This window comes from Actinophytocola sp. (assembly GCF_045807065.1).
In the GTDB taxonomy this organism is placed as follows: Bacteria; Actinomycetota; Actinomycetes; order Mycobacteriales; family Pseudonocardiaceae; genus Actinophytocola.
In genome coordinates, this window is record NZ_JBJMIE010000300.1 from 1 (window position 1) to 14,267 (window position 14,267).

The following is a 14,267-nucleotide window of genomic DNA, read 5'->3' on the forward strand; positions in this document are numbered from 1 at the left end:
CGACGTAGTCGAACATCGACAGGTGCTGCACCAGCTCGCACAGGCCGATCCCGCCCGCGTGCGGGCAGACCGGGACGCCGAACTTGGCGGCGAGCAGCAGGATCGCGATGTTCTCGTTCACCCCGCCGACCCGCGCGGCGTCGATCTGCAGCACCGACAGCGCCCCGGCCTGCAGGTACTGCTTGAACATCACGCGGTTCTGGACGTGCTCGCCGGTGGCCACCCGGATCGGCGCGATGGCCTCGGCGATCGCCCGGTGCGCGAGGACGTCGTCCGGTGAGGTCGGCTCCTCGATCCAGTACGGGTCGAAGCGGGCGAGCGCCTGCATCCACTTGACCGCCGGCTCGACGTCCCAGCGCTGGTTGGCGTCGACGGCGATCCTGATGTCGGGTCCGACCGCCTCCCTGGCGAGGCGCATGCGCCGGATGTCGTCGTCGAGGTTGCCGCCGACCTTGAGCTTGAGCATCCCGAAGCCGTCGGCGACGGCCTGCTTGGCGAGGCGGACCATCTTGTCGTCGGAGTAGCCGAGCCAGCCGGGACCGGTGCTGTAGGCGGGGTAGCCGTCGGCCTCGATCTCCGCGATCCGCTCGCGCCGGCCCGGTCTGCGCAGGATCTCCAGGGCCTCCTGCTCGGTGAGCGCGTCGGAGAGGTAGCGGAAGTCGACCTGCGCGACCAGCTCCTCGGGCGTCAGCTCGGACAGGAACTTCCACAGTGGACGGTCGGCGCGCCGGGCGGCGAGGTCCCAGGCGGCGTTGACGACCGCCCCGATCGCCATGTGGACGACGCCCTTCTCCGGGCCGAGCCAGCGCAGCTGCGAGTCGCCGACGAGGTCGAGGTTGAGCGCCGCCAGCTCGGCCGCGGTCTCGGGAGCCCGCCGCCCGACGACCATGTGGCGCAACGCGTGGATGGCGGCGGCCTGGACGTCGTTGCCGCGGCCGATGGTGAAGGCGAGGCCGTAGCCGTCCGGCCCGTCGTCGGTGCGGAGGACGACGTAGGCGGCAGAGTAGTCCGGGTCGGGGTTCATCGCGTCCGAACCGTCGAGCTCCCGCGACGTGGGGAAGCGGATGTCGAGCACGTCCATGCCCGTGATGCGTGCCATCAGCCGCCTTCCCCTCCGTACAACTTCGAACAGACATCCGATGTATACCCGAAGGGGATCGCGGAATCCAGAGGGAGTCCCACCCTGTGGCAAGATTGATCCGATCACGAATATGTAGCTTCCGCGTTTTATCCCGCAGGTCGATCATTGGCGACATGGCGTTGGACAGCAAGACCCGGCAGTTGGTCGACGGGAGGAACTTCGGGGTGGTGGCCACCCTCAACCCCGACGGCTCGCCGCAGACCTCGGTCATCTGGGTGGGCCTCGACGGCGACGCGGTCGTGTTCTCGGCCCGCGCGGACCGGCAGAAGACCCGCAACCTCCGTCGGGACCCCCGCGTGAGCCTCACCGTCATCAACGCGGAGAACCCGTACCAGACGGTCGAGATCCGCGGCACGGCCGAGGTGATCGACGACCCGGAACGGTCGCTGTCGTTCCGGCTCTCCCACAAGTACGCCGGCGAGGACCCACCGCCCGAGCCACCCGAGGTGAAGCGCGTGATCGTCCGCATCACCCCCGAGAAGGTCGTCAGCTTCTCGGCGTGACCGGCTGGTAGTGGTCGAACACGCTCTCCAGGACACCTTCGCCCCTGGTCAGGGCAGGTAGGCGGCGTTCGAGGCGGTGCACGGTGGCCGCCGGGATGTCTCCCTCCACCACGCATGTAGAGCCCACCGGAGTAGTGGTGTGCGGGACCGCCCGCAGGCGGGTCAGCACGGGCAACGCCGTGCCGACCACGTCCTCCGGGACCTCCAGGCGGAACCGGAGCACGGGCTCGTGCACGCGCAACCCCGCCTCGGCCAGGGCCTCGTGGAGCACCAACCGGGTCAGGTCGCGGAAGTGTCCGGCGGTCGTCACCGGGGAGAAGTAGCCGGAGTGGGTCATGGTGACCACGCAGTCGGTCACCTCCCAGCGGCGACCGCATCGCAGCTCCGTCCGCACGGTCTCCTCCACAGCCGTGAAGAACGACAGCGGCAGCGACCCCAGCTCGACCGCCAGGCGGAACTGGACGCCGGAGCCGGCGGGGCCGGGTGCCACGCGGAGGCCGACCGTCGCGGGGTACGGCGCGCTCTCCCTGACCCGCACCGCCGCGCCCTCGCCGACCGGGCGTTCCACGTGGATGGTCGTCGTCTCGCGGAAGGTCACCGCGATGCCGTACTCCTCGCGCAGGGTGGCCTCGATGACCTCCTTCTGCACCTCCCCGTACAGCGACACCGTCAGGCCGTCCTGCCGGCGCAGGTCGATCAGCGGGTCCTGCTCCGCCAGCTGGGTCAGGGCCGCGTGCAGTGCGAGCCGGTCCGCCGGGTCGACCGGGTCGACCGCGGTCCGCAGCGTCGGCGGCGGGAAGGCGTGCCCGTGCCCGTCCCGCGGCGCGCCGACGATGTCCCCCACACGGGCGTCGAGGCCCCACACCTTGGCGATCCGCCCGGCGCCCACCGACTCCGCCGGCACCGGGCCGCCGCCGGCGAAGACGCTGAGCGCGGTGACCCTGCCCTGCGTCAGGCGGTCCCGGACCCGCAGGGTGCCGGCGAACATCCGCACGTAGGCGATCCGCTCCCCCGCCGGCCCGCGCTCGACCTTGAAGACGGCGCCCGACATCGGGCCGTCCACGGCACCCGCGGTGGGCAGGAACGCCGTGATGGCGGCCGTCAGCTCGTCGATGCCGGCGCCGGTGATCGCCGAGCCGGAGAACACGGGGTGGACGGTGCAGTCCCGGGTCCGGGCGACGAGGCGGTCCGGTGCCGGGCGGCCGTCCAGGTACGCGGCGAGTGCCTCGTCGTCGTGTTCGGCCAGCGCCTCGGTGTCGCCCGGCCGGATCACCGGGGCCAGCTTCCGGTTGAGGTCGCGCACCACGCGGTCCGGGTCGGCGCCCCGCCGGTCGGTCTTGTTGACGAAGACCAGTGTGGGGACGTGCAGCCGGCGCAGGGTTCGCATGAGCACGCGGGTCTGCGCCTGCACGCCCTCGACGGCCGAGACGACCAGCACGGCGCCGTCGAGCACACCGAGCACCCGCTCCACCTCGGCGATGAAGTCCGGGTGCCCAGGAGTGTCGATGAGATTGACGGTGACACCGCCGACCACGAACGACACCACGGCCGAACGGATGGTGATGCCGCGCCGCCGCTCCAGCGCCATGGAGTCGGTCTGGGTGGAGCCGTCGTCGACGCTGCCCAGTTCGTCGATGACGCCCGCGGTGTGGAGCAGCCGCTCCGTCAGGCTCGTCTTACCGGCGTCAACATGCGCGAGAATCCCCAGGTTGAGGGTGTGCAATGCGGTTCATGTCCTCTGCGTGGGCAACGGGGGCCAGCTGGTGGATCATGAACACGCGCATGCGCCTTCCCTTCTCGTCGACTGCGATCAGGAAAGCACGCCCGGCAAGCGAATTAACCGACGATGAGGACTTCCAGGTTGCGGGGGCCGTGGACGCCCTCGACGCGGTCCAGCTCGATGTCGCTGGTCGCGGACGGGCCGGAGATGAACGTCAGGGGGCGCGTCGGCTCCAGTCGGGCCAGTGCCTCCGGGACCGTCGCGACGACCTGGTCCGCGTGCACGACGCACAGGTGGTAGTCCGGCAGCAGGGTCAGCGCCCGCCGACCCTGGGCGTACCCGGCGTCGAGCACGATCGTGCCGGTCTGGGCGATGGCCACGGCACAGCCGGTGAGCACGCCGTCCGCCCGGTCGAGGGCGGCGTTCGACAGGGGCGACATCGGGGCGTCCAGCGACCACACCACGTCGCCGACCCGCCACCACGACGGCAGGTCGGCCGGGGCGATCATGACCCGCGCCGCGCGTGCCCGCAGGGACGACTCGATCTCCGCGGCCAGGTCGTCCTCACGCACGCGGCGGACCACCGCGCGGTAGTCCGCGACCTGCTTCTCCAGCAGCGTCAACACGTCGCCGAGGTCACGGGTCCGGTCGTAGTCGCGCGGCACCGTGACCGGACCGGGGCGGTCGGCGAGCGCCTTCCTGATCCGGCCCAGGACCTCCGCGCGTGCGTCACCGGACACGGGTCCTCCGCCACCACGCCGCGAACGACTCCTTCGGGGGCACCGGCAGGTCCCGCGAGTCCGTCCACTTCGAACCCGGCCACGGCAGGCGTCTCACCCGGCCGCGGCGCGCGACCAGCCGCAGCACGGCGGAAAGCCGCTGCGCCAGGTGGAACCTGACCGGCGAGGCCATCACCCACGACGCCGCCGCCATCGCGACCGCCTCCGGTGTGTGCGCGTTCTCGTTCGCCTTGCCACGCAGGTGCACCAGCACCGACGGGATGTCGATGCGCACCGGGCAGACCTCGTAGCACGCGCCGCACAGCGACGACGCGAACGGCAGCGACTTCAGCAGCGCCGCCGTCTCGGGGTCGTCGGTGCCCGCGCCGAGCTGCGGGGTCAGGATCGCGCCGATCGGGCCCGGGTACACCGAGCCGTACGCCTGGCCGCCGGTCCGCTCGTAGACCGGGCACACGTTGAGGCACGCCGAGCAGCGGATGCATCGCAGGGCCTGCCGGCCGACCCGGTCCGCGAGCGTCTTCGTGCGGCCGTTGTCCAGCAGCACCAGGTGGAACTCGCGCGGGCCGTCGCCGGGCGTGACGCCGGTCCACACCGACGTGTACGGGTTCATCCGCTCCGCGGTCGAGGAGCGCGGGAGCAGCTGCAGGAACACCTCGAGGTCGGACCAGGTCGGTACGAGCTTCTCGATGCCCATCACGGTGATCAGCGTCTCGGGCAGCGTCAGGCACATGCGACCGTTGCCCTCGGACTCCACCACCACGACCGATCCGCTGTCCGCCACGGCGAAGTTCGCGCCGGAAACGGCGACCTTCGTGGACAGGAACTTGCGCCGGAGGTGTTTCCGCGCGGCCTCGGCCAGCTCACGGGGCCGGTCGGACAGGTCGGGCGGGGCGCCGGGCATCTCGCGGCGGAAGATGTCCCTGATCTCCGACCGGTTCCGGTGGATCGCGGGCACCAGGATGTGCGACGGGCGGTCGTTCCCGAGCTGCACGATCAGCTCGGCGAGGTCGGTCTCGACGGCGTGCACGCCACCCGCCTCGAGCGCCTCGTTGAGCCCGATCTCGGCGGTGGCCATGGACTTCACCTTGACGACCTCGTCCGCACCCTTCTCGCGGGCGATGCGCAGGACGATCTCGTTGGCCTCGGCCGCGTCCCGTGCCCAGTGCACGACGCCTCCGCGTGCCGTGACCGACGCCTCCAGCTGTTCCAGGTAGACGTCCAGGTTGGACAGCACGTCGTCCTTGATCGCCTCCCCGGCGCGGCGGAGCCGTTCCCAGTCCGGCAGCTCCGCGACCGCCTTGGCCCGCTTGTCGCGGATGGTCGTCGTGGCGTGGGCGAGGTTGCCGCGCAGCTGGACGTCGGCGAGCGCGTCCCGGGCGGCTTTCGGGAAGGTCGGGCTGCCCAGCCACGTCACGGGGTTGCGGTCCATGGCTCCTCCTCCGTGCTCGCCAGGATCTCCGCCAGGTGCACTGCCCGCACCCCGGTGCTCAGCCGGGACAGCCCGCCGCCGATGTGCATGAGGCACGAGTTGTCGCCGGCCGTCACGACCTGCGCGCGGGTCTCGAGCACGTGGGACATCTTGTCGGCGAGCATCGCGGTGGACGTCTCGGCGTTCTTGAGCGCGAACGTGCCGCCGAACCCGCAGCAGGACTCGGCGGCCGACAGCTCGACGAGGTCCAGCCCGCGGACCGCCCTCAACAGCCGTACAGGCTTGTCGCCGACGCCGAGCATCCGCAGGGAGTGGCAGGTCGGGTGGTAGGTGACCCGGTGCGGGAAGTACGCGCCGACGTCGGTCACGCCGAGCACGTCGACCAGGAACTCGGCCAGCTCGTAGGTCCTCCCGGCCATCGGCGCGGCGGACCTGTGCAGGTCCGGGTAGACCTCCCGCACCATCCCGGCGCACGAGCCGGACGGCGCGACGACCGCGTCGTAGGAGTCGAACGCCTTGGCGTGCCGCTTCGCGAGCTTGACCGCGTGTGCCCGGTAGCCGGTGTTGTAGTGCATCTGGCCGCAGCAGGTCTGGGCGAGCGGGAAGTCCACCTCGCACCCGAGCCGCTCCAGCAGCCGGACGACCGCACGTGCGGTGTCCGGGAAGAACGTGTCCGTCAGACACGTGGCGAACAGGGCGACCCGGGTTCCCACTGTGTGTCCTCTGCTGTGTGTCCTCTTAGGCCTTGACGAGCACCTGGCGCTGCCGCCCGAGCCCGTCGATCTCGATCTCCATCACGTCGTCGACGGAAAGGTATGGGAAGCGGCCCGACAGCGCGACCCCCTGCGGTGTGCCGGTGTTCAGCAGGTCACCCGGCTCCAGCACCATGTACTGGCTGATGTCGTGGATCAGGGTGGCCACCGAGAACACCATGTCCGCGGTGGCCGAGTCCTGCCGGACCTCGCCGTTGACCCACGACCGCAGGCCGAGCGCCTGCGGGTCGACCTCGTCGGCCGGCACGAGCCACGGGCCCAGCGGGTTGAACGTCTCGGCGCACTTGCCCTTGGACCACTGGCCACCGGACTGCTCGATCTGCAGCGCCCGCTCCGACACGTCGTTGGACAGCACGTAGCCGGCGACGTGGTCGAGCGCCTCGTCCGGCGACGCCAGGTAGCGGACGCGCCTGCCGATCACGACGCCCAGCTCGACCTCCCAGTCCACCTTCTCCGCCCCGCGCGGCACGAGCACCTCGTCGTACGGACCGACGACAGTGTTCGGATGTTTGAAGAAGATCACCGGCCGCTCCGGCGGCGCGGAACCGGACTCGGCGGCGTGCGCGGCGTAGTTCATGCCGACGCAGACCACGGCCTGCGGCCGGGCGATCGGCGCCCCGATCCGCTCCCCGTCGATCCGCTCGACCGGCAACGCACCCTCAGCCAACGCATCGCGCACCGCGGCGATGCCGCCACCGGCGAGGAAGGCGCCGTCGATGTCACTGGTCAGGCCAGACAGGCCGTACGCACCGTCCTGGTCGTCGAGCACGACCGGCCGCTCGGCGCCGGGGGCGCCCACCCGCATGAACCGCAAAGCCGTCCTTCCGTCCGCCGCAGTAGTGCCTCGCACGTAACCCTATTGCGTTTTGCCAGGAACACACATCCGACGTAAGCCTGATCATAACCTTGACCCGGTCGTGAAGTATGCGCATACATCAGAGGTCTGTACGGCTCATTGGCAGCGCGCTGCTAAAGCTGGCGCGCCATCACGAGTGAGTCGGCGTAGGTGCGTACCTCGGTGAAGCCCATCCGGCGGTAGAAGCCGACCGCGCGCTGGTTGGCCGTGCTCACGCCCAGGTGGACACCCGGCGCACCGGCCGCCGCCAACCCCGCCAGCAACGTGGTCAGCAGGCGGCGGCCGTCGCCCTGGCCCTGGAGGCGGGGTAACAGGTCGATGTGCAGGTGTGCCGGGTACCGCTCGACCACGTCGGGCTCCGCCGGCGACGGGTTGTGGATCAGGCGGACGATCCGGCCGTCCGCCGAGTCGGCCGGGTAGCGCGACAGCGGGTACCTGGCACGCAGCGCCGGCCACCACGAACGCTCGCACTCGGCCTCGAACGCCAGCGTGTCCGGCACACCCAGTACGTACCCCGCGACACCCCGCGCATCCACGCCGACCCACGCGTGCGACGGCGCGAACCGCAGGTATGGGCCGACGTACACCTCGCCCAGCAGCAACGGGTCCCGGTACAGGCCGCTGGCGTCCGCACCGCTGTCCCCCGTCAGCAGGCAGATGTCGTACAGCACCCGCTCCTCGCCCGGCCGGTAGTTCCTGATCTTGGCGCCCACCGGGTCATTATGACCTCGATGTCCATTCACCCACCCAGTGCCGGCAACCGGGCCGCCACCGGCGCCGCGTAGGTCCTGGCCACCTGGCACAGCTCCGTCATCGCGGCGCCACCCTCCGCTACGACCAGTGCCAGCTCGACGTGGGAGTTGCCGTCCGCGTCGCGGTGGCGCAGGTGGAAGATCCTGGTGACACAGGAGAAGTCGCCGTACCCGTTGGGCACGACGTACGCCTCGCGGCCGGACAGCGCCAGCTTCTCGCCCGCACGCGCGCCGTCCAGCCCGTCGCGGTCGAAGATCACCCGCAGGACACCGGCCGGGGACTGCCAGCGGCACGACCAGTCGCCGAAGCCGGGCTGCGGGACCGCATTCGCATACGCCGGCACGGCGGCGAGTTCCGCGGTGGGGATCAGGTCGCACGCCCGGATGTCGGCCAGGGAACGCTGGTCGGGCGCCGCACGGCGCGGGACCTGCCGGTGGTGCGCCAGCACGCTTTCCGCGTGGTCGGCGGCCACGGCGGCGACCACGCAGAAGTCGGTGTCCACGTCGTCGTCGGACCTGGCGGCCACGGTCAGCGCGGCCTGGTCGGCCAGCGTCAGCGTGATCTCGCAGTCGCCGCCGTCCCGCTTCGGCGCGTGCCGCACCACCCGCGACGACTCGGTGGCGCGGCCGGTCGACGCGGCGGCGAACTCGAACTCGACGTCGATCTCGTCGTCGCCGGCCACCGCGATCAGGACGTCGCACCGGTTGAAGCCGCCACGGTTCGCGTCCAGCGTGGCCTGGCCGAACCGGCCGAGCACGGCCGCGTCGGCGACCGCGCACGGGTCGGCGGTGCGCGGGTCGCCGAGCACCGTGCGGGCGGGGCCGTCCGCCTCGCTCTCCCACGGGTGGACGAGGGCGAGCACGATGAGCGCGACGACGGCGACGGCCCCGGCGATGAGCAGCAACGCCGGCGACCGCGTGGGAACACCCGGCCACGCCGGCACCGACTGTCCGGACGCGACCCTGTCGAGCATCTCCTTCGCCTGTGCGGCGGTCGGGCGCGCGGCGGGGTCGCGCTGCAGCATCGCGTCGAGCACCAGCTTCAGCGGACCGGCCCGGACCGGGATCTCCGCGCGCCGGGAACGGATCCGGCGCAGGCAGGCCGCGGGGTCGCCGGTCCCGAAAGGAGGTTCGCCCTCGACGGCGGCGAACAGCGTGGCGCCGAGGGAGAAGACGTCCGAGGCCGGCGTGGCCGGATCCCCGGCCGCGACCTCGGGCGAGACGTACGCGGGCGTGCCGGCGACCTCGCCGGAACCGGCGGTCCACTCGGCGACGCCGAAGTCGGTGACCTTGGCCGTGCCGTTGCCGGCCACCAGCACGTTGCCCGGCGCGACGTCGCGGTGCACGACGCCCGCGGCGTGCGCGGCCGCGAGCGCACCGGCGACCTGCGCGCCGATCGCGGCGACCGCGCGGGGCGGCAGGGTCCCTTTCACCGCAAGGGCCGTGGCCGGGAAGTACTCCGTCACGAGCCAGCACTCGTCGCCGTCGCCGGCGACGCCGTACACCCGCACGGCCTTCGGGTGCGCGAACGTCCCGGCGAGCTCCGCCACGCGTTCGAGGTCGGCCCGCACGCCGGCACGCGTCTCGACGGGACGCCGCAGCGCGACCTGGCGGTGTCCCCGCAGGTCGTCCGCCAGCCAGGCGACCCACGTGTCACCGGCGCCGACGATATCGACGACATCGACGAGCCGGTAACGATCCGCGATGACGTCGTCACTCCGCACAGCCGGATCCTATTGAGGCGCAGGGTAAGGCGTACAGCCGCACCCGTCGCCCGCCGGCGGGCACCGCGTGGTAGTTCAGACCGCCCGCACCCGCAGCAGCCAGGCCTGTTCCGGCATCAGGATCGGCGTGCGCACGCCCACCTCGGCGAGGACGCGGCCGGTCAGGACCTGCTTCCCCTCGGCCAGGGGACTCAGCTGCTGGGTCGCCGGCCGGCCGCCGGGGAACACCGGTTCGACCTCGTACCGGCGATCCGGGACGAGACCGGGCAGGCGCACCGGCGCGGGCACCGTGCGTTCGGTCGACGTCAGCTGCGCATAGCTGAACAACGCGTCGTCCTCGGTGACCACCCCGGTCACCGAGGCGGCCGGGTCCGGGTGGTCGCCGCGGACCAGGGTGCCCCGGTGCAGCAGCGACCGGACCTCCTTGTAGAAGGCGACCGCGTCCGCCAGCGCCGACTGCTCCTCCGGCGACGCGGACGCGATGTCCCACTCGATGCCGAAGTGGCCGAACAACGCCGTGGCCACGCGGAAGGACAGGTCCTGCGTGCGGCCGGTCGTGTGCGAGCGCGGCGGGCCGACGTGCGCGCCGATCAGCTCCAGCGGCAACAGCAACGCCGTCCACCGCTGGATCGTCTGGCGTTCGAGGGCGTCGTTGCAGTCGCTCGCCCAGACCCGGTCGGTGCGCGACAGGATCTCCAGGTCGGTCCGGCCGCCGCCGCTGCTGCAGCTCTCGATCTCGACGCCGGGGTGGCGGGCCCGCAGCTCGTCGAACAACCGGTACGCCGCACGGGTCTGCGCGTGGACGCCCGGGCGGTCGCCGTGGCCGGCCGCGAGCAGGTCGCGGTTGTGGTCCCACTTCACGAACGCGATGTCGTTGTCCCGCAACAGCTCGTCGAGCCGGTCCAGTGTGTACGCGAACGCGTCGGGGTTGGCGAGGTCGAGGACCTGCTGGTTGCGCCACGGCGGCGGCAGTGTGCCGTCGCCCGGCGCGAGCACCCAGTCCGGGTGCGCGCGGTAGAGGTCCGAGTCCGGGTTGACCATCTCGGGCTCGACCCAGATGCCGAACTCCATGCCCAGGCTCGTGACGTGCTTGATCAGCGGGGTGAGGCCGGCCGGCCACACGCCCTCGTCGACGTACCAGTCGCCGAGGCCCGCGTGGTCGTCCCTGCGGTGGCGGAACCAGCCGTCGTCGAGGACGAACCGTTCCACGCCGATGCGCGCGGCCACGTCCGCCAGGCCACGCAGGCGGTCGAGGTCGTGGTCGAAGTACACGGCCTCCCAGGTGTTGAGCACGACCGGCCGCGGCCGGGACGGGTGGGTGTCCCTGGCGCGCATCCAGGTGTGGAAGGCGGCCGAGATCCCGTCCACGCCCTCCGCGGAGTAGGCCGCGTACAGCCACGGCGACTCGTACGACTCGCCCGGCGCGAGGATCACCTCGCCGCTGGCCAGCAGCTCGCCGCCGCCGAGCACGCCCCGGCCCTCGTGCACGCGTTCCGCGTAGGTGACGTGGTTCCCGCTCCACGCGACGTGCACCGCCCACACCTCGCCGGTGCCGAACCCGAAGCCGGCGGTGCCGGCGAGCACCGCGGGCGTCGCGTCGAGGCCCGTGCGGCCGCGGCGGCTCTCCCGCACCCACGATCCGACGTCGAAGTGGCGCCGCTGCGGGTGCTTCTCGCGGATCCACCGGCCGGTGAAGTCCACCAGCTCGGTCGCCTGCGCCGGCACGGGCAGCGCCGCCTCGACACCGTCCACGGTGTACGGTTCGTCGCCGTCGTTGGTCACCGCGTGCCGGACGCGGAGCACACCGGAGGGCGCGAGTTCCACTGTGGACACGGCACGCACGGTCCCGGCGTACTCGAACGTCACCGACGACCCGTGCTGCTCCACCGACGTGAGCGTGAGGTCCGGCAGCCAGTCCACGCCGGCGCGGTGCCCGCGCAGCCCGGCCCGGCCCGGATAGCCCTGGCGTGCGGACGGCAGCAGCGCGATCGGCACCGGGACGCCCGGCGCGTTCACGGAGACCGGCGGGACCGCCCCGTCCGCCAGCGTGGTCAGGTCCTGTTCGGACAGTTCGCCGAGCGGTGCGCCCCAGTGCACGACGGCGGGCAGCTCGCGTGCGTCGATGACGAGGCTGACGGTGTCGGCATGAAGATGGACGATCATCCCTTGGTGGCTCCCAGAGTCAGGCCCGCTCGTAGATGACGTTGCAACAGGAAGAAGATGACGAGCGTGGGCACGGCGACGATCACCGAGCCCGCGGACAGCAGGTTGTAGTCGGTGAAGAACTGGCCCTTGAGGTTCTGCAGCGAGCTGGTCACCGGGAACTTGTCGCCGGACCGCATGAACGCCACGGCCCAGAAGAAGTCGTTGTACACCCAGGTGACCTGCAGCGTCGCGAGCGCGGCCAGCGCCGGCCGGCACAACGGCAGCACCACCTGCCAGAACTGGCGGAACACGCCGGCGCCGTCGACGAACGCGGCCTCCTGCAGCTCCTTCGGGATCGTGCGCATGTAGTTGCTCAGCACGAAGGTGCAGAAGCCGGTCTGGAACGCCACGTTCACCGCGATCACCGCGTAGTACGTGTCGTAGAGCGTCCCGGAGTCGCTGAACCAGTACGGCACCTCGACGTTGAGGAACATGCGGAACAGCGGCACCAGCAACGCCTGCTGCGGCAGGAGGTTCCCCGCCGTGAACAGCACCAGCATCAGCAGGTTGAACTTGAAGCTGAACCGGGCCAGCACGAACGCGGCGCACGATGCCAGCAGCAGCGTGAGGAGCACCGACGGGACCGTGATGACCGCCGAGTTGTAGAACGTCTGGCCGAAGTTGCCGTCCGCCCACGCGTTGACGTAGTTCTTCAGCGTGAAGCCGCCGAACGAGAAGTACCCGTGCGTCGACGTGAAGTTGTAGTCCCGCAACGAGTTGTAGACCGCCCAGGCGACCGGGAACAGCCAGCCGACGGCCATCACGAGCAGGAACACCTGCAGGACGACACGCGCCGGCCTGCGCTTGCGTCCCACCACCGTCGCCGCCGTCATCGCCGCTCCCGCACGACCTGGATCATGTAGATCACGATGAACACCGTCGAGATCGCGATCATGATGGTGGCGAGCGCCGACCCGAAGCCGACCCGGCTCGCCTCACCGATCACGTTCTGCGTCACCAGGGTGGAGATCAGCTCGAGCCCGTTGCGGCCCTTGTTGATCACCCAGACGATGTCGAACGCCCGCAGGGACTCGATCACCGTGATCACCAGGATCACGATGTTCACCGGCCGCATCACCGGCCAGATCACCTGGAAGAACGTGCGCACCTCGCCGGCCCCGTCGACCGCGGCGGCCTCCCGCAGCGCGGGGTCGACCGCCTTGAGCCCCGCCAGGTACAGCAGCATGATGTACCCGGTGTGCCGCCAGCTCGCCGCGACGAGCACCGCCCAGAGGTTGATGTCGGGGTCGCCGAACCAGTCCGTCTGCGAGCCGAACACGGCGTTCAGCAGGCCCTGGTCGCGCGAGTAGATCAGCTGCCAGATGAAGCCGATCAGCGCCAGCGACAGGACCACCGGCAGGAAGAAGATGCTCTGGTAGATCCTCGTGCCGCGGATCTCCTTGTCCAGCAACGCCGCGAGGAAGATGCCGAGCAGCGTCGGGCCGACGAAGAACACGACCAGCCAGATGAGGTTGTGCTTGATGGCCGGGTCGAACGGCGGGTAGTTGTTGACGACGTTGTCGAAGTTCTCGAGGCCGATGAACTTGATGTCGCCGATCGGGCCGATGCCGTTCCAGTCCGTGAACGACAGGACGACCGTCGAGATCGCGGGCACCCAGACGAGCGCGATGACGATGATCGCCGGGATGCCCACCATCAGCACCACGACCACTTTGTCCATCGTGGACAGGGTGCGGGCATGGGACGACCGGGGCACGCGGCGTTGCTGCGTCGCCACGCGCCCCGGTCGGGTCATCACGTCAGCCACCGAAGATCGAGCTCTTCTGCTTCTCGATGTTGGTGAGCAGCGAGTCGACGTCGTTGGGGTTCTTGATGAACTCCTGCAGCGACGGGATCATCACCGTCGAGGCGAAGTCGGGGCGGGTGTCGCGGTCGAGGAACTGCGAGATCGACTTGGCGCCGCTCACGAGCTCCGCCGCCTTCTTCTGCAGCGCCGAGTACCCGCTGGTGTCGGCGTCGTTGTGGGTGCCGACGTTGTTGGGGTCGGACTTGAGGTACGTGTCCTCCGCCTTGGCCGTGCCGAGGTACTTGAGCAGGTCCTTGGCGCCGGCGGAGTTGCGCGGGCGGGCGGACATCATGAAGCCGTCGATGGGTGCCTCGACCGCGTCCGTGCCGACCGCGGAGTCGATCTCCGGGAACGGGAAGAAGTCCAGGTCCTCGCGGTCCGCGCCCTCCGGGAACTGCTGGCCGACGAACAGACCCAGCGTGTACATGCCGGACTGCTTGTTCAGCAGCGACTGTGCCGCCTCCTGCCAGGTCCGGCCGAGGGAGTCCGGCTGGTGGAACGGGAGCAGGCCGCGCCAGGTGTCGAAGACGGCCTTGACCTCCTTGGAGTTCCAGGCCTTCTCGCCGGCCATCAGCGACTTGTGGAAGTCGTAGCCGTTGATGCGCAGGTTCAGGTAG

Annotated in this window: 12 protein-coding genes and 1 pseudogene; 1 reads left to right on the forward strand and 12 read right to left on the reverse strand. The window is 70.8% G+C overall.

Going from position 1 to position 14,267, the window contains the following annotated elements:
* Window positions 1–1,099 (reverse strand): enolase C-terminal domain-like protein (locus tag ACJ73U_RS17335; RefSeq protein WP_407778672.1); only part of this gene is annotated, 1,099 nt, incomplete at its 3' end.
* 155 nt (window positions 1,100–1,254) lie between these two features.
* On the opposite strand from ACJ73U_RS17335, the gene ACJ73U_RS17340 reads away from it, so the two are divergent.
* On the forward strand, window positions 1,255–1,644 hold the full coding sequence (locus ACJ73U_RS17340) for a PPOX class F420-dependent oxidoreductase (RefSeq protein ID WP_407778673.1): 390 nt from the start codon (window positions 1,255–1,257) through the stop codon (window positions 1,642–1,644).
* Here the strand turns inward: ACJ73U_RS17340 and ACJ73U_RS17345 are convergent.
* The 11 genes and pseudogenes from ACJ73U_RS17345 to ACJ73U_RS17395 form a co-directional block, all read right to left on the reverse strand.
* Window positions 1,628–3,367, reverse strand: a complete 1,740-nt coding sequence (locus ACJ73U_RS17345) for a GTP-binding protein (protein ID WP_407778674.1) — start codon at window positions 3,365–3,367, stop codon at window positions 1,628–1,630. The two genes, ACJ73U_RS17340 and ACJ73U_RS17345, sit on opposite strands and share 17 nt — an antisense overlap.
* A gap of 113 nt (window positions 3,368–3,480) precedes the next feature.
* Window positions 3,481–4,104, reverse strand: coding sequence for a lactate utilization protein C (locus ACJ73U_RS17350; RefSeq protein ID WP_407778675.1), 624 nt, complete (start codon window positions 4,102–4,104; stop codon window positions 3,481–3,483).
* Window positions 4,094–5,533 (reverse strand): LutB/LldF family L-lactate oxidation iron-sulfur protein, encoded by a 1,440-nt coding sequence (locus tag ACJ73U_RS17355; RefSeq protein ID WP_407778676.1) that lies wholly within the window; start codon window positions 5,531–5,533, stop codon window positions 4,094–4,096. Before ACJ73U_RS17355 ends, ACJ73U_RS17350 begins: the two co-directional genes overlap by 11 nt.
* Window positions 5,515–6,246 (reverse strand): (Fe-S)-binding protein, encoded by a 732-nt coding sequence (locus ACJ73U_RS17360; RefSeq protein WP_407778677.1) that lies wholly within the window; start codon window positions 6,244–6,246, stop codon window positions 5,515–5,517. The genes ACJ73U_RS17355 and ACJ73U_RS17360 overlap by 19 nt, the downstream gene beginning before the upstream one ends.
* 25 nt (window positions 6,247–6,271) lie before the next feature.
* Window positions 6,272–7,120, reverse strand: coding sequence for a fumarylacetoacetate hydrolase family protein (locus ACJ73U_RS17365; protein WP_407778678.1), 849 nt, complete (start codon window positions 7,118–7,120; stop codon window positions 6,272–6,274).
* Between the two features lie 155 nt (window positions 7,121–7,275).
* A complete protein-coding gene (locus tag ACJ73U_RS17370) occupies window positions 7,276–7,875 on the reverse strand; it encodes a GNAT family N-acetyltransferase (protein ID WP_407778679.1) in 600 nt (199 codons plus the stop codon).
* A 26-nt stretch (window positions 7,876–7,901) separates the two neighbouring features.
* Window positions 7,902–9,638, reverse strand: coding sequence for a protein kinase domain-containing protein (locus ACJ73U_RS17375; RefSeq protein ID WP_407778680.1), 1,737 nt, complete (start codon window positions 9,636–9,638; stop codon window positions 7,902–7,904).
* Between the two features lie 75 nt (window positions 9,639–9,713).
* Window positions 9,714–11,801 carry an alpha-galactosidase gene (locus ACJ73U_RS17380; RefSeq protein ID WP_407778681.1) on the reverse strand — a complete coding sequence of 696 codons (2,088 nt, stop codon included), beginning with the start codon at window positions 11,799–11,801 and terminating at the stop codon, window positions 9,714–9,716.
* On the reverse strand, window positions 11,798–12,676 hold the full coding sequence (locus tag ACJ73U_RS17385; protein ID WP_407778682.1) for a carbohydrate ABC transporter permease: 879 nt from the start codon (window positions 12,674–12,676) through the stop codon (window positions 11,798–11,800). Before ACJ73U_RS17385 ends, ACJ73U_RS17380 begins: the two co-directional genes overlap by 4 nt.
* The gene (locus ACJ73U_RS17390) at window positions 12,673–13,524 is read right to left on the reverse strand and encodes a carbohydrate ABC transporter permease (protein WP_407778683.1); all 852 of its coding nucleotides are present in this window, start codon (window positions 13,522–13,524) and stop codon (window positions 12,673–12,675) included. The genes ACJ73U_RS17385 and ACJ73U_RS17390 overlap by 4 nt, the downstream gene beginning before the upstream one ends.
* Before the next feature lie 79 nt (window positions 13,525–13,603).
* Window positions 13,604–14,267, reverse strand: a pseudogene (locus ACJ73U_RS17395) (carbohydrate ABC transporter substrate-binding protein); the annotation flags it as partial.